This window comes from Adlercreutzia faecimuris (assembly GCF_022669055.1).
Classification (GTDB): domain Bacteria; phylum Actinomycetota; class Coriobacteriia; order Coriobacteriales; family Eggerthellaceae; genus Enterorhabdus; species Enterorhabdus faecimuris.
The window spans coordinates 425,219-441,045 of sequence record NZ_JAJMLW010000001.1 but is presented as its reverse complement, the minus strand read 5'-3'; the positions used below and the strand labels follow the sequence as shown (position 1 = coordinate 441,045).

The 15,827-nt window shown below is 68.5% G+C and carries 13 protein-coding genes; 1 reads left to right on the top strand and 12 read right to left on the bottom strand.

Annotated features, from left to right (window positions below):
- Nucleotides 1-282: 282 nt before the first annotated feature.
- The 10 genes from pstB to LPT13_RS01475 all read right to left on the bottom strand — a co-directional run bounded on the left by pstB (nt 283) and on the right by LPT13_RS01475 (nt 11,992).
- The gene (gene pstB, locus LPT13_RS01520) at nt 283-1,107 is read right to left on the bottom strand and encodes a phosphate ABC transporter ATP-binding protein PstB (RefSeq protein WP_430622558.1); all 825 of its coding nucleotides are present in this window, start codon (nt 1,105-1,107) and stop codon (nt 283-285) included.
- A gap of 1 nt (nt 1,108) precedes the next feature.
- Nucleotides 1,109-1,954, bottom strand: coding sequence for a phosphate ABC transporter permease PstA (gene pstA, locus LPT13_RS01515; RefSeq protein WP_242162794.1), 846 nt, complete (start codon nt 1,952-1,954; stop codon nt 1,109-1,111).
- Complete coding sequence (gene pstC, locus LPT13_RS01510) at nt 1,954-2,811, bottom strand: phosphate ABC transporter permease subunit PstC (RefSeq protein WP_242162792.1); 858 nt, start codon at nt 2,809-2,811, stop codon at nt 1,954-1,956. The genes pstA and pstC overlap by 1 nt, the downstream gene beginning before the upstream one ends.
- A gap of 16 nt (nt 2,812-2,827) precedes the next feature.
- Nucleotides 2,828-3,745, bottom strand: a complete 918-nt coding sequence (locus LPT13_RS01505; protein ID WP_242162790.1) for a substrate-binding domain-containing protein — start codon at nt 3,743-3,745, stop codon at nt 2,828-2,830.
- Nucleotides 3,746-3,875: 130 nt separating this feature from the next.
- On the bottom strand, nt 3,876-4,829 hold the full coding sequence (locus tag LPT13_RS01500; protein WP_242162789.1) for a mechanosensitive ion channel family protein: 954 nt from the start codon (nt 4,827-4,829) through the stop codon (nt 3,876-3,878).
- 51 nt (nt 4,830-4,880) lie between these two features.
- Nucleotides 4,881-6,560 (bottom strand): sensor histidine kinase, encoded by a 1,680-nt coding sequence (locus LPT13_RS11640; protein WP_277926796.1) that lies wholly within the window; start codon nt 6,558-6,560, stop codon nt 4,881-4,883.
- The gene (locus LPT13_RS01490; protein ID WP_242162787.1) at nt 6,557-7,273 is read right to left on the bottom strand and encodes a response regulator transcription factor; all 717 of its coding nucleotides are present in this window, start codon (nt 7,271-7,273) and stop codon (nt 6,557-6,559) included. Before LPT13_RS01490 ends, LPT13_RS11640 begins: the two co-directional genes overlap by 4 nt.
- Nucleotides 7,274-7,441: 168 nt before the next feature.
- On the bottom strand, nt 7,442-8,491 hold the full coding sequence (locus tag LPT13_RS01485) for a Na/Pi cotransporter family protein (protein ID WP_242162785.1): 1,050 nt from the start codon (nt 8,489-8,491) through the stop codon (nt 7,442-7,444).
- 318 nt (nt 8,492-8,809) lie between these two features.
- On the bottom strand, nt 8,810-9,559 hold the full coding sequence (locus LPT13_RS01480; RefSeq protein ID WP_242162783.1) for a 4Fe-4S cluster-binding domain-containing protein: 750 nt from the start codon (nt 9,557-9,559) through the stop codon (nt 8,810-8,812).
- 84 nt (nt 9,560-9,643) lie between these two features.
- Nucleotides 9,644-11,992: an anaerobic ribonucleoside triphosphate reductase gene (locus LPT13_RS01475; protein ID WP_242162782.1), complete on the bottom strand. Its 2,349-nt coding sequence runs from the start codon at nt 11,990-11,992 to the stop codon at nt 9,644-9,646.
- A 615-nt stretch (nt 11,993-12,607) separates the two neighbouring features.
- Between LPT13_RS01475 and LPT13_RS01470 the strand changes: the two genes are divergently transcribed.
- Complete coding sequence (locus LPT13_RS01470) at nt 12,608-13,747, top strand: Fic family protein (RefSeq protein WP_242162780.1); 1,140 nt, start codon at nt 12,608-12,610, stop codon at nt 13,745-13,747.
- A 142-nt stretch (nt 13,748-13,889) separates the two neighbouring features.
- Here LPT13_RS01470 and LPT13_RS01465 read toward each other — a convergent pair whose 3' ends face one another.
- Nucleotides 13,890-14,402, bottom strand: a complete 513-nt coding sequence (locus LPT13_RS01465; protein WP_242164293.1) for a hypothetical protein — start codon at nt 14,400-14,402, stop codon at nt 13,890-13,892.
- 1 nt (nt 14,403) lies between these two features.
- Nucleotides 14,404-15,456 (bottom strand): homocysteine S-methyltransferase family protein, encoded by a 1,053-nt coding sequence (locus tag LPT13_RS01460; protein ID WP_242162778.1) that lies wholly within the window; start codon nt 15,454-15,456, stop codon nt 14,404-14,406.
- Nucleotides 15,457-15,827 lie beyond the last annotated feature (371 nt).

Genomic DNA, 15,827 nt, shown 5'->3' with positions numbered 1-15,827 from the left:
CCGAACAAAACGATTACATTCCCTGTCAAGTCTTTTCCTGGAAGCTTCTTCCCCTATACTAGGGCCAGGTCCTGTTCCTGTCATATTCGCGATGGACCGACGTTATAGCACGAGGGAGCTCAAGATAGCGGGTGGAATGGAGATTCGCGTCCGTTGACGCGAAAGCCAGGAAGCCAGCTGCGAGCACCCACCTTTCCGAGGTGGGTTCATCCTTCTGACGGGGGACAGGGCTCCTACGAAACCCCGCGGCCGCCTGGCCCGGGGTTTCTCGTTTCGGGGGCTCTACCCGAAGCGTCCGGCCACGTAGTCGGCCGTGCGCCCATCGCGCGGATGGGTGAACACGTCGTCGGTGGGGCCCGCCTCCACAACCTCCCCCATCAGGAAGAACGCCGTCCGGTCGGACACGCGCAGGGCCTGGAGCATGTTGTGGGTCACCATCACCACCGTATACCGCTCCCGCAGCTGTCGCACCAGCTCCTCGATCTTGGCCGTCGAGATGGGGTCGAGCGCGCTCGTCGACTCGTCCATCAGCAGCACCTCGGGGCGCACGGCCAGCGCGCGGGCGATGCACAGGCGCTGCTGTTGGCCACCGGACAGCCCCAGCGCGTTCTTGCGCAGGCGATCCTTCAGCTCATCCCAGATAGCGGCATCGCGCAGCGAGCGCTCGACTATCTCGTCCAGGTCGGCTCGACGCTTGACGCCGTGGGTGCGCGGGCCGAAGGCCACGTTGTCGTAGATGCTCATGGGGAAGGGGTTGGGCTGCTGGAACACCATGCCCACGCGCCTCCGCAGATCGTTGACGTCGACGAACCGGTACGCGTCCTGTCCGTCAAGCAGCACCGATCCCGTCACGCGACAGCCCGCCACCAGGTCGTTCATGCGGTTCAGGCACCGCAGGAGCGTCGACTTGCCGCAGCCCGACGGCCCGATGAGCGCTGTCACCTGCCGCTCGGGAAACACCAGGTTCACATCGCGCAGGGCGGAGAAGTCACCGTAGCGCAGGCCGAGGTGCGCCACGGCCATCTTCGCAGGGGCAAGATCGACAGTCGATGCCGCCATCGCCGGTGCTTTCCCCTCCTCCGTCACGCGCTCCGCCACACTGGCCATCTCAGCCACGATCCCTCACCTCCATCATCCGCGTCGCCAAGGCGGCGACACCGTTAAGCACCATCACTACCGCGAGCAGCACCACCGCCGTCGCATAGGCCTCGTCGATGTGCAAGCCCTCCGAGGCCAGCACGTACAAGTGCACCGCGAGGGTGCGGCACGAGTCGAAGAGGCCGGCCGGCCCCGCCCCCAGCAGGTCGGGCACCTGCGCCACCGTGCCCGCCGTAAACAGCAGCGCCGCCACCTCGCCGACGCAGCGCCCAAGCGCCAGCACCACGCCACCCAGGATGCCCGGCGCTGCCGAGGGCAGCGCGCAGCGCGCCACCACGCGCAGGCGCCCCGCTCCCAGCGCGAAGCCGCCCTCCCGGTAGCCGTCGGGCACCGCCATCAGCGCCTCCTCCGTGGTGCGCACGACCACGGGCAGCACCATGACGGCCAAGGTGCACGCGCCTGCCAGCAGCGACAGCCCCCAGCCGAGCGCCGTCACGAAGAGCAGCATCCCGAACAGGCCGTAGATTATGGAGGGGATGCCCTGCAGCGTCTCGGAGGTCATCCGCACGGCCCGCACGAAGCGGCTGCCCCGCGGGGCGTATTCCACCAGGTAGATAGCCGCTCCCACCCCCACGGGCACCGCCATCAGCAGCGCGAGGGCGGCCATCAGCAGGGTGCCGACCAGCGCGGGCATAAGCGAGACATTGTCGGAGGTATACGTCCACTCGAACAAGCTCGGCGTCAGATGGGGAATCCCGTTGATCAGCACGAACCCCGTTATCGCCAGCAGCACCGCCGCCGTGAGCGCCGCGCCGGCGTACACGAGCCAGCGCAACACGCGCGAGAGCCGCCTCATCACCTGCCTCCCCTCTTCCGCGCTGCGTTCAGGAACAGCGTGATGAGCAGAATCAACACGAACAGCACCACGCCCGTGGCAACGAGCGCCTCGCGGTGGAGTCCGGCCGCATACCCCATCTCGAGCGCGATGTTGGCCGTCAGGGTGCGCACGCCATCGAGGAGCGAGCCGGGGATGACGGGCTGGTTACCCGCCACCATGATGACCGCCATCGTCTCGCCGATGGCCCGTCCCACCGCCAGCACCACCGCAGCCAGCAGGCCCGAGGCCGCAGCCGGCACTACCACGCAGAACACGGCGCGCTCATGGTCGGCACCGAGGGCAAGCGCTCCCTCGTAGTAGCGCCGCGGCACGGCGTCAAGCGCGTTGCGCGCCACGGTGATGACGGTGGGCAGGATCATGATGCCCAGCAGCAGCGCCGCCACCAGCAGCGACGGGCCGTGCCCGGGCGCGAGGCCCCGAATGATCGGCACCATGATGATGAGGCCGAAGAAGCCGTAGACCACCGAGGGAATGCCCGCCAGCAGCTCGACGCCCGGGGCCAGTAGCATCGCCATGCGGGCGCCGGCGAAACGCGAGAGGAATATCGCGCACAGCAGCCCCGCGGGCACGCCCACGATGACCGCCCCTACCGTGACGTAGATGCTCCCCACGATCATGGGGAAGATGCCGTACAGGCCGTTGGCTGGGCGCCAGATGGCGCCCAGCAGGAACTCCGGCACCCCGATCTCCGCCATGGCCGGCACGCCGTTGACGAACAGGAACAGGCAGATCAGGACCACCGCCACCACGGAGACGGCCGCGGCCGCGCTGAAGAGCACCCGGGCCGTCCCCTCACGCAGAGCCGATGAGTTCACGCGTCCCCCCTCAGCCCTAGATCAGATCGTCCCAGTTGGTGATGGCGCCGGTGTATATCTCCATGACCTGCTCGGTCGAGAGGTCGTCAATCGAGGACTCCTGCGAAACGATGACTGCGATGCCGTCCTGGGCGATGACCGTGGCCTGGGCGCCCGCGCCCTTCTCCTCGTCCTTCAGGTCGCGTGAGGCCATGCCGATGTCACACGTTCCCTCAAGCGCCATGTTCACGCCGGTCGTCGAGTCGGATTGCTGCACCTCCACCGTCATGCCGGGGTTGGCCGCCCGGTACGCCTCGGCCAGCTTCTCCATCACCGGAGTCACCGAGGACGAGCCGGCCACGACGACCTTGCCCTCCATCCCGGACGGCACATAGGAGTCTCCCTCCGCCACGCTCACATAGCCGTTCTCCTCGACGATGGCCTGGCCCTCGGCGCTCATGATGAAGGCAGCGAGATCCCGGGCCGCCGGGGAGGCGTCCTCGGTCATCACGATATTGAAGGGACGGGCGATCTGATAGACCCCGCTCTTCACGTTGGCCGCCGTGGGCTCGGCGCCGTCGATGGAGAGGGCCCTCACCGTGTCGTCGAGCGAGCCGAGGGACAGGTAGCCGATGGCGTTGGGGTCGCTGGCAACCGAGGTCATCATGACGGCGGTGGAGTTGGTAATGGCCGCGGACGGGATGGTCAGGTCGACCTTCTGGCCCGAGGCGTCCTTCTGCTCGATGCCGAACAGCTCGATGAAGGCCCCGCGCGTACCAGAGCCGTCCTCACGCGCGTAGACGGATATGGGGCCGGAAGGGGCAGATGCGTCTGAGGACGCCCCTCCCGCCGAGGCGCCTCCCGATGAGCCGGGCGACGGGGCGCAGCCCGTCAGCGCGCAGGCCCCCAGAGCCAGGACAACGCAGAGGGCAAGCGCCCTCGTCAACTTCTTCATTTTTCCTCCCTTTCTCTCCGAGGCGCCTTCGACGTCTCGCTTGGTCTCATGCCGCTCAAAGCACTAACCATGATGGGGAGGATGGGTAAAGGACGCGTTCTGCGTCGGTCAAATCTGCGTAAAGATGAGCTTACTTGTCGGCAACATCGGCCGGCGCGGCCGGCGCGGCGACATCGGGATCAGACGCGTCAGCCGTGGGCACGACCTGGGTGGCCGTGAGGTCGGCGGACACCGTGGCCTCGGCCTTCTCCTTCGGCAGGCCCTGTTTCTCGAGCAGCGCGCCCTCGACGGTGCCGAGCATCTGCTCGACGGGATGCGGGTGACAGTAGGGGGCGATGGCGCGGATGGCCGCGTCGGTGGCCGCCGACACCTTGCTCACGTCGGCCAGCGTGAAGGAGAGCGAGCCCTTGAACCCCTGGGCCGTCACCTCCGAGAACGACACCGACGGTCCCTTCTTCACCTTGTCGACGCGCTTGAGCGCCTTGGCGGCGGCTTCCTCCATGTGGTGGGCGACCGCGGTCAGGCGCTGCTCGCTGTCGGTGACCACGAGGGGGACGGTCACGTTCTCCGGGCCGGCGAGCTTGATGAGGGCCGTGGTGTTCATGAGCGAGTTGGGGATGACGATGCGCGTGCCGGCGGGGTTGTCGACCGTGGTGTAGCGCCAGGTCACGTCGCGCACCACGCCGCTCACGCCGCTGACGCCCAGCTTGATGTTGTCGCCCGGCTCGACGGTGCGCGACACGCTCACCTGCAGGCCGCCGATGAGGTTGGATATGGTGTCCTGGAAGCCGAGCGACACGGCGATGCCGACGACGCCCAGGCCCGTGACGATGGCGCTCACGTCCACGTTGAAGCAGGTGGATAGCATGAAGCTGATGCCCACGAGCCAGATACCCACGCGGATGACGTTGACGAAGATGGAGCTGGTGGGCAGCAGCGAGCCTCGGCGGAGCATCTTGCGCGTGAGGGTGATGGCGGCGCGGGAGAGCACGGCCGTGACGCCCAGGATGAGGACGACCCCGAGCGCGGTGGCCAGCCAGTCCGAGTGGACGAACCGGTCGAACATGTCGTAGAGCTTTTCCATGGCCCCATTATAGGAGGAGCGCCCGGCGCGCACCGTCGCCGGCGCGCATCTTCATCGGTTCGTTATGGGGCCCGCGGCCGGCGGCACGGCGGGCGCGGAGCTGCCGGGCGCAGGCGGGGCGGCGGCCGAAGCGGCGGCCCCCGAAGGCGCGAGGGCGGCAGGCAGGCGCAGGATGAACTCGGCGCCCTCGCCCTCGCGGCCGCCCACCTCGATGGAGCCGCCGTGGCGCATCACGCCATGCTTCACGATGGCGAGTCCCAGGCCCGTGCCGCCGGTCTCCTTCGAGCGGCTCTTCTCCAGGCGGTAGAAGCGCTCGAAGATCTTCTCGCGCTTGTCTTCGGGCACGCCCGGGCCGGTGTCGGCCACGCGGATGACCACCTGGGCGGCGGGCGCGCCCTCCCCTGCCGCGGGGGCGGGGGCGGCCGTGCCGGGAGCGAAGGCGAAGGCGGAGGTGGGGGCAACCGCGCCGGGGATGGCAGGCGCGGACGCCGCCTCAGTCGCCACCGCCACCGTCACCGACCCGCCGGGCTCGTTGTAGCGGATGCCGTTCTGGATGAGGTTGTAGACGACCTGCTCCATCAGGGCCTCGCTGCCCATGATCCACGCCGGATCGCCCTCCACGCTTACCGCCACGCCCTCCTGGCGCGCCAGGTGGTCGAGACGCCGGGCGGCCCGCTCGGCCACCGAGCGTACCTCCACAGGCGCGGCCGACACCGCGTCGGGCTGCACCTCGTCCAGGCGCGACAGCGTGAGCACGTCGTCGATGAGGGCGCGCATAGCCTGGGACTCCTGGTGGATGATGCCGGCGAACTGCCGGGCGTCCTCGCCGTCGGCCACGCCCCCCTCGATGAGCTCGGCGTAGCCGGCGATCACCTGCAGGGGCGTCTTCATCTCGTGGGACACGTTGGCCGAGAAGTCGCGGCGCGCCCCCTCGGCCCGGGCGAGCGCGCGGTTCTGCTGCCGGAGCTGGCGCTGCTGCGAGTCGATGCGCTCGAGCAGCGGCGCCATCTCGGCGTAGACCGGCGCGGCGAGGGGGTTGGCCACATCCAGGTCGTCCAAGGGACGCAGGATGCCGCGGGTGAGCGCGCGGGAGAGCAGCAGCACCAGCAGCACGGCCACCGCCAGGGCACCGAGCACCGGCACGGTCAGGCCGCCGAGGAACGACAGCAGCGACTCGCGGGTCTCGGCCAGCCGCAGCACCGCGCCGTCGGCCAGGCGCACCGCGGCGTAGACCGTGTCGCTGCTCAGGGTGGCGGAGTAGCGCGAGACGGCCGCCTCGCCGGCGGCCGCGGCGTCGCGCACCTCGGGACGGTCGGCGTGGTTGTCGGCCGATCCCGATATGGCGGGCGCCGTGTCGAAGAGCACCTCCCCGTCGGGCGCGACCAGGGTGTAGCGCACCAGGCCCGAGAACTGCTCGGCCAGCACGGCGACGCGCTCGTCGGCGGGCGCGGCATCGAGCCGCGCGGCCGCATCGCGGGCCTGCACGATGAGCAGGCGCTCGGCGTCCTGCTCGTAGGTGACGTAGTAGATGGAGGTGAGGGCCACCGAGAACACGACCATCACGGCCAGGGTGAAGCCCAGCACGCTGGCGAAGATGCGCCGCGACAGGCTGCGGGGACGCGGGGCGGACGCGGCGGGCGCAGACGGCGCAGACGGCGCGGCGGCGTCCCCCGAGGCGCGGAGCTCGGAGGCGGCGGACGCGGGTGCGGACGGTGCGGGGCGCTCGGTCATCGCCCGTCGTCCCCGCGGCGGTAGCCGTAGCCCACGCCGCGCACGGTGACCACCAGCGCCTCGGCGCCGGGGCACGCCGCGGCCAGCTTCTGGCGCAGCGTGGTGACGTGGGCGTCCACCGTGCGCGTGCCGCCGGCGAAGGCCATGTCCCACACCTGGTCGAGCAGCTGGTCGCGGGTGAGGACGCGCCCCTCGTTGGCCATGAGCACGCGCAGCAGCTCGAACTCCTTAAGGGTGAGGCTCACGGGAACCCCGCCCGCGGTGACCATATGCGCCTCGGCATCCAGGGCGATGGGCCCCTCCGCCGCCGGCGTCGCGGGGGCCGCCGCCTCGCGCTCGGCACGACGCAGCAGGGCGTTCACGCGCGAGACCAGCTCCATCATCCCGAAGGGCTTGGCCAGGTAGTCGTCCGCGCCGGCGTCCAGCCCCACCACGGTGTCGTATTCCGTCCCCTTCGCCGTGAGCATCATGACGGGGATGCCCTCCGTCGTGGCGTCGTCACGCAGCCGGCGCAGGATCTCCAGACCGTCGATGCCCGGCAGCATGATGTCCAGCAGGATGAGCGCGGGCACGCGGTCGGCCAGGGCGGCGAAGAAGCCGTCGGCGTCCGGGAAGCAGCGGGCCTCGAAGCCCGCCTTCTCCAGGGCGTAGCGGGTGAGGTCGCGGATGTGCGCGTCGTCCTCCACGTAGTAGATGAGCTGCTGGCCGGCCATGGCCCTCCCTTCCGCATCGGCTCGAGGCGCCCCGGCTCCTTCCGCCGAGGACGAGGACGCGCCGGGGGCAACTCCCCCGGCGTGTCGCGGCGCGTCTATTGTAGGCGAGTCGGCGCCACCGAGCCGCGGCGGCGCCTTCATCGTTTCCAAGTCGGCGCAGGCCCAGGGCTAGGCCGCCGGCGCGCCCGGGGCGGGTGCCTCCCACCGGGGGCCGGCCACGCGGCCGCGGCGCGGACGGCGCGGCTCGTCGGGCAGCGCCGCCATCACTATCCGCACCATCACCGACACCATCGGCAGCCAGATGAGCGTCATGGCCACGTTGAAGCAGGTGTGCGCGTTGGCGATCTGCCGCGCGATGACCTCCACCTCGGGCCCCACGGGCGGGATCATCGCCACGAAGGAGGCGAAGGGCCCCACCAGGCCGACGAAGAGCAGGCAACCCGACAGGTTGAACACGCAGTGCGAGAGCGCCACCCGCTTGGCGTCGCGCGACTGGCCGACCGCCGCCAACAGCGCCGTCACCGTGGTGCCCAGGTTGTCGCCCAGCAGGATGGGGATGGCGCCCTCCAGGCCGATGACGCTGCTCACACCGTCGGGGCCAGCCTGCGCGGCGAAGTTCTGCAGCACGGCGATGGTGGCGCTCGAGCTCTGGACGATGAGGGTCATCGCGGTGCCCACCACCACGCCGAGCACCGGCACGCTGGCCACCTGGGCGATGAGGTCGGTGAACACGGGGTTGGCCGCCAGGGGCTTCATGGCCGCGCCCATGGTGTCGATGCCCAGGAACAGCAGGCCGAACCCGAACACCGCGCGGCCGCCCAGCTTCGCGCGCTCGCCCTTCGCCAGGGTCATGAGGATGAAGCCGGCGAAGACGAAGGCCAGCACGTAGTCGGACAGCTTGAACGCGATGATCTGGGCCGTGATGGTGGTGCCGATGTTGGCGCCCATGATGATGGGGATGGCCTGGGGCAGGCGCATGAGGCCGGCGCTTACGAAGCCGATCACCATCACCGTGGTGGCGCTCGAGCTCTGCAGCGCCGCCGTCGCCAGCGCGCCGGCCAGCACGCCCACCACCGGGTTGCGCGTGATCGCCGCCAGGATGGCGCGCATCCGCTCGCCCGCGACCTCCTGGAGGCTGCCGCTCATGAGGTTCATCCCGTACAGGAACAGCGCCAGGCCGCCCAGCAGCCCCAGCCCCGTCGCCATGATCTCGTTCACATTCCCCGCCTTCTCGTCTGATTGCACGTTGGGGACATGCTACGAGCGCCCCATGCGGTGGCGGTAAAGGGAACGTAAAGCTTTGGTAAAGCCGCGCCGGCTTCCACGGCGCGCGTCACGTCCTTGTCACCACAAGCGCCCTCCCTCGCGGCGCATCGCGTGGCGCGCCCTTGTCGCCGCAAGCGCCCTCCCCTCGTGGCGCGCACCTCGCGCCCTTGTCGCAATGTCGTGCGATATTAGAACAAGTGTTTCACGTGAAACATTTTGCGCAGCGAAAAGGCGCGGACGTGAGGCGAGAGGGCGCGCCAGGTGCGGCGGCTACCAGTTGGAGGGCTTCTCCACGTCGAAGCTGGGCGGTCGCCACTCGACGACGCGCCCGGCGCGGCGCGTAGCCGCCAGGTCGATGAGACGCTGATTGGACGACCCGCGCCACTTGAGGCCGAGCGACTTGCGCGCCTCGACGAAGGGCCCGTCCACCAGCACGTCCACCGTCGCTAGCAGCGCGCCGATGGCAGCCGCACGCGCTGCCGCCGATTCGGCGTCCTCGTCCGCCGCAACCGCGCCGACGGCCGCCGCACCCTGCTCGACCTGGCGCAGCAGGTCCTCGTAGAGGTAGCCCGTGTAGGCCCACAGCCCGTAGCCCTCGGCCTTGAGGCGGCGCGCCACCTCGGCGCTCGCCTCGGGCTGCTCGAAGGGGTCGCCGCCCGAGAGCGTCACGTCGTGGATGAGCCCGTTGGATCGGATGTCGGCCATGAGCGCGTCGATGCTCGTGAGCGTCCCGCCGTCGGCGGGATGGCTGTCGGGGTTGTGGCACCCCGGGCACCCGTGCGAGCACCCCTGCACGAACACGGCGTAGCGCAGCCCCGGCCCGTCCACGATGGAGTCCGGTGCCGTCCCGTACAGCCGAATATGGGTCGGCGCGCCCGCGTCCGCCGCTGCGCCGGTCGCACTCGCGCTTCGCGCCGCAGCGCCAATCACGCCCGCGTCTCGCGTCGCATCCGCCGCGGCACGCGTCGGCGCGCCCGCGTCCGCCGCAGCGCCTTCCGCGCCCGTTATGTCCTCATCCATCTTCATGCCTCCATTATAAGAGCGCCCCGCCGACCCTTCGGCCGGCGGGGCGCCCCCTTCACGATGGCGTTTACCAGCCGAAGCCTAGCGCTCCTCGACTTCCTCGATGCGGCTCACGTCGTGCTTGACGCGGTCGTGCTCCTCGGCGCGCTTGGCGTCGTTGAAGCGGTCGAGGGTGCCCACCAGGTAGCCGGTGATGCGGCGGATGCGCTCGAAGGGCATGTCGTGCTCGGCCTCGGTGCGGCCGCACTTGGGGCACACGTCCTCAATGATGCCGTTGTAGCCGCACACCGGGTCGCGGTCGACCGGGTGGTTGACCGAGCCGTAGCCCATGCCGCAGTCCTTCATGTAGCGGATGACGCTCTCGAAGGCCTCCAGGTTGTCCGTCGGGTCGCCGTCCAGCTCGATGTAGGAGATGTGGCCGCCGTTGGTCAGCGCGTGGTAGGGCGCCTCGATGGCGATCTTGTCGAACGCGGAGATGTCGTAGTACACCGGCACGTGGAAGCCGTTGGTGTAGTAGTCGCGGTCGGTCACGCCGGGGATGGAGCCGTAGCGCTCGCGGTCGACGCGCACGAAGCGGCCGGACAGGCCCTCGGCGGGCGTGGCGATGAGCGTGTAGTTCATGCCACGCTCACGCGACACGCGGTCGCAGTAGGAGCGCATGTGGCCCACGATCTCCAGGCCCAGGCGCTGCGCCTCGGCCGACTCGCCGTGGTGCTTGCCGGTCAGCGCCACCAGGCACTCGGCCAGGCCGATGAAGCCGGTGGTCAGCGTGCCGTGCTTGAGCACCTCGCGCTGCTCGTCGGTGGGCTTGAGCTTCTCGGAGTCGATCCACACGCCCTGGCCCATCAGGAACGGGGCGTTGTACACCTTCTTGCGGGCCTGGATCTCGAAGCGCTCGTCGAGCTGCGCGGTGACCAGCGCCAGCTTGGAGTCGAGCAGGTCGAAGAACAGGTCCAGGTCGCCCTTGGAGCGAATGGCTAGGCGCGGCAGGTTGATCGACGTGAACGACAGGTTGCCGCGGCCGGGCGTCACCTCGCGGTCGGGGTCGTAGACGTTGCCCATGACGCGGGTGCGGCAGCCCATGTAGGCGATCTCCGTCTCGGGCGTGCCCTTGTAGTACTGCGCGTTGAACGGCGCGTCCAGGAAGGAGAAGTTGGGGAACAGGCGCTTGGCCGAGCAGTGCATGGCCAGCTTGAACAGGTCGTAGTTCGGATCCTCCGGGTTGTAGTTGACGCCCTCCTTCACGCGGAAGATCTGCACGGGGAAGATGGGGGTCTCGCCGGAGCCCAGGCCCTCCTCGGTGGCCAGCAGCATGTTCTTGATGACCATGCGGCCCTCGGGGGAGGTGTCCATGCCGTAGTTCACCGAGCTGAACGGCGTCTGCGCGCCGGCGCGGGAGTGCATGGTGTTGAGGTTGTGCACCAGCGCCTCCATGGCCTGGAAGGTCTGGCGATCGGTGTCGCGCGTGGCGTTCTTCACCGCGTAGTCGACCACGCGGTTGGCCGTAGCCTCGTCAATGCCCGCCCCGGTCAGGCCAGCGATGACGCCCGCGCGGAAGGCCGGATCCATGTCCAGCGAGGCGATGGCGCCCGTCTCGGCCTCGACGTCGGCCAGCATCTTCTCGGCGAACTCGCGGTCGTCGGCGATGTCGGTCAGCAGGTCGACGGCCTCGGCCGTGTGCTTCTTGAACAGGCGGCGGAAAGTCTTGCGCACGCCCTCGGCCAGGCCGTAGTCGAAGTCGCACACCGACTGGCCGCCGTGCTGGTCGTTCTGGTTCGACTGGATGGCGATGCAGGCCAGGGCCGCGTAGCTGGAGATGTCGTTGGGCTCGCGCAGCACGCCGTGACCGGTGGAGAAGCCGCCCTTGAAGAGCTTGCGCAGCTCGATCTGGCAGCAGGTGGTGGTCAGCGTGTAGAAGTCCATGTCATGGATGTGGATGTCGCCCTCGCGATGGGCGCGGGCGAACTTCGGGTTGATGACGCACATCTCGTAGAACTGCTTGGCCGACTCGGAGCCGTACTTCAGCATGGTGCCCATGGCGGTGTCGGCGTCGATGTTGGCGTTCTCGCGCTTCATGTCCGACTCGGACGCCTTGGAGAAGGTGATGTCCTTCAGCGTCTTGATGAGGCGGGAGTTGACGTCGCGGACGCGGTTGCGCTCGGCGCGATAGAGGATGTAGGCCTTCGCCGTCTGGACGAAGCCGGCCTCGATGAGGGTCTCCTCCACCAGATCCTGAACGCCCTCGACCGTGGGGGTGCCCTCGATGGCGCCCTGATCGAGCTTGGCGATGACGGTGTCGGCGATCTCCTCGGCCACCGCGCGATCCTGCATGGCGGCGCAGGCCTGGAAGGCCTTCTCCACTGCCCCGACGATCTTCTCCCGGTTGAAGGTGGTCGTGCGCCCGTCGCGCTTGATGATGGTCTCTACCATGGCGTGCCGTTTTCCTTTCTGCTGCCGCGGCCATTCACAACGTCGCCCCGCGCGGCAGCGCAGGGCGGCAAGCACAAAATGCTGTGCTTCGTTCGGAGTTTCCGCATTATTCAACGCTTGCGAGGTTCATCGCGCCGAAGTGGGGAATCGCTTGTTTCATCAACAGGATTTCCACCGCTTTTGCTCCGACTTGCACACAATATGTTGTGTTTAATACGTTTCCTAGCAAGTAGATATAGTACATGGGCCCTTGTTCGACTGCAAGCGAACAAGTTGTGTTTTTGGGCGGCTGAAAACTACAGAAATCATTTTCCAACTTGACGCCAACCCGTTAGCCAAAGACGAACAGAGCGCCCGAGCGAAAAGCCCCCAACGCCTCCGGCCGCCCTCCCGGCATGCGCCCCCCCCCGCAAAGAAGAAACGCCCCCTTCTCTGTCGGCTCTAGAGAAAGAAAACCGCCGTTTTCTTTCTTTCGAACGCGTGGTGTCGCGGCTAAGGAAAACTTCTTTACTTTACGAGGCCTTCGGATGGCGCTAAGGAAAGAAAATCACGATTTTCTTTCCTTAGCGCCATCTTGTCGCCTATAATTCAGGCACTTCTAGAAGGGAGCATGCCATGGAAGGCCGCGCTGGACGCTACATTCACCAACCGACAGGCTACTCGTCATTCAAGCCCGCCCCGCTTCCTCCCGAGCCCCCGCTGGAGTTCGACGGCGAGATGATACAGCTACTCTCAGCGGCCGACCGGGCACTCGGCAGACTCGACGGCATTACCCAAACGCTCCCGAACCCCGACCTGTTCGTGTCGATGTACGTGAAGAAGGAGGCCCTCCTCAGCTCCCAAATCGAGGGCACCCAGGCATCCCTCGCCGAAGTACTGGTGGCAGAAGAGCGTCAGACCCAGGATGCGCGCGAGGTAACCAACTACGTCAACGCCATGAACTACGGCATCGAGCGCCTGCGCGACTTCCCCATGAGCCTGCGGCTCATTCGCGAGATTCACGGGAAGCTGCTGGCCTCGGGGCGCGGAAGCAACCGGCATCCCGGTGAGTTCCGCACCTCGCAGAACTGGATCGGCGGGGCCGGGTGCACCTTGGCGAATGCCGCGTACGTGCCTCCCTGCGTTGACGATCTGACTGATGCCCTCGGCGACCTGGAGCGCTACATCCACGAAGACGACGGCCTGCCTCCGCTGATCAAAATCGCGCTCATCCACGCGCAGTTCGAGACCATCCACCCCTTCATCGATGGAAACGGCCGCATGGGACGCCTGCTCATAACGTTCTGGCTCTGCCAGCAGAACATCCTGAGTCGACCTCTGCTCTATCTGAGTTACTACTTCAAGAGAAACCGCACCGAGTACTACGACCGGCTGATGGCCATACGACATAAGGGCGAATGGGAGGAGTGGGTGAAGTTCTTCCTTCGGGGAATCATCGAGATATCCGAGGAGTCGTCGGAATCAGCCACTCGCATCAACCGGCTTCGTGAGACGAAGGTCGCCCTGATCGACTCAGTCGGCGGAGCATCAGCCGCAAATGCCCGAAAGTTCCTCGACCTGCTGCTCATCACGCCAACCATCACACGCGTCGGAGCTGCCGACCGGCTGGGTATCAGCAGGCCAACGGCGGCGGCGCTCATCGACCGCTTCATGAACGATTTCGCCGTGCTCGTAGACGCCTCGCCCGACATGGCCCGCGGCAAAACCTACGTGTTCAAGGAATACATGGACATCCTGGAAGTGGGGACTGACTAGGTCAAAAGCCCGAAGGAAAGAAAACCGCCGTTTTCTTTCCTTCGGGCGCCTGGTGTCGCGGCTAAGGAAAACTTCTTTACCTTACGAGGCCTTCGGATGGCGCTAAGGAAAGAAAATCGCGATTTTCTTTCCTTATTAGGCTCTACTCCACGGTGCCGTAGACTTGGCCCCAGGCATGGCCGGCGAGGGCGGAGTTGAGCTGGGTGCAGAGGCGTGCGCGGGTGTAGTCGCCGGGCGGCAGCAGCTTGACGATGCGGATGAGGTCGTCGGGCAGGTCGGCCGCCTCGGCCGCCAGGATGGCGTCGAGGCGCCGCACGGTAGGGCCGGCCGCCTCCGCCGCGGGCTCGGCGTCGGCCGCATCGGGCACGAGCGCCGCCAGTCCCAGCAGCCCGGCCGCGCGCTCCGACACCCCGAAGGCCGCCGCGGCATCGGCCGCACCCGATGCGCCTGCCACCGCGGTACCCGCCGCTACGCCATCTGCGGCGTCGGCCGCGCCCGACGCGCCCGAGGTCGCCGCGTCCGCGCCGGACGTCGCAGCGCCGGCCTCGTCCCCCAGCTCGTCCCAGTCGTCAGGGAACAGGCTGTCCACCAGGTTCTGCAGCGCGCCGTAGTACTCGCTCTGATCGCGGTTGCTGCCATAGTGGTCGCGGGGCATGCTACTCCCCTTCCCCGGCGCGGCGCTCCTCGGGGGTGAGGGTGGCGGCGGCTGCGTCGGCCTCGGCGGCGAGGGTGCCGAGGGCGGCGGACACGCGCTCGCGCATCGAGGCGGCCAGGTCGTCGAGGGCCTCTTGCCGCGCGAGGCCGGCCGGGGCCTCGGGCGCAGGGCCGCGCACGTCAAGGCCCACCGTGGTCGCCACCAGCGCACCGGTGTAGGCCGGGGTGGCGTCACCGGCGGCGCGCAGGAACTGGACGCCCGCGGCGCGCAGGGCGTCGGCGGCAGCCACCATGGTGTCGGGGCAGTAGTAGGGGTTCTCGGGCGTGGGGCCCTGCTGGCGCGCATCGCGCCGGCCGACCACGAGCGACGCCATCAGCGGCAGGTCGCAGGCCGCGCCCGCGCGGCGCGCGAGGGCGCAGGCCTCGTCCTGGCCGGCGGCGGTGGCGAACCCGGCCACGGAGGCCTCGAAGTCGGCCATGACGGCGCAGGCCGCCTCCAGGGTGTCGCGCCCGTTGGCGAGCATCCCCTCCCCATCCACGTCCACCGACGCGAGGATAGGCGCGTCGGTCACCTTGCGCAGCCCCGCCAGGGCGCACATCAGGTCGGCGCAGCCGGCGAAGCCCTCCAGCAGAAACCCGTCGACCTCCTCGCCGGCGAACAGGCGCGCCGCGCGGGCGTACTGCTCGCGGTTCTCGGTCATCGACGCCTTGGACGACCCGTCGAGGGGCAGCCCGCACGGCCCGATGGCCGCCAGGACGTGCTGCGGGCGCAGGGACCGCACCACCGCCAGGGCGGCGCACACCACGTCCGGCCCACGGCCGTCCATCGCCGCGGCGGCCAGGCGCGCGGGCGTCACGCCGGCGGTGGGCGCCACCAGGCACTGGGCGCCGGCGATGGATTCCAAGCGGCACGCCTCCTCCACCACGTCCGGTTCGAAGAGCAGGGTGAATTCCAGGTCGCGGGCCACGTCCAGCCCATCGCGGGCTAGGGCGGCGGATACGGGGGCGGAAAGCACCAGCATGTCCTTGCGGAAGCGGAGTTGGATGTCAGGCATGGGGAATCCCTTCGACGACGGCACGCCCCATGATAGCGCAACGGCGGAGCGGGAAACGGCAAGGCGGGGGTTGGACACTCCCGGGGGCGTGGGGTTTGGCGGGCCGTTGCGGGGCGAACGGCGGGCTCGGGAGGGTAAGCGGTGGCTAATTTCGACGTTCGCGCAGTTCACCGGCGAAAAACTGCCGCTCCGTTCCCCAGGGAGGGCCCTCGGGCGGCCCCCTTCCCTATAATGATCCCCGGCCGCTGAAAAGGCACCCCTCCTCATCAGCGGGCCCTGCTTTTCCAAAAGCAGAATGCGGCGCGTGACGCGTCGCATCATCCCCCTCCTGGGCCCCGGCGAAGCACCCCTCTTCGACCGGGGCCAATTCT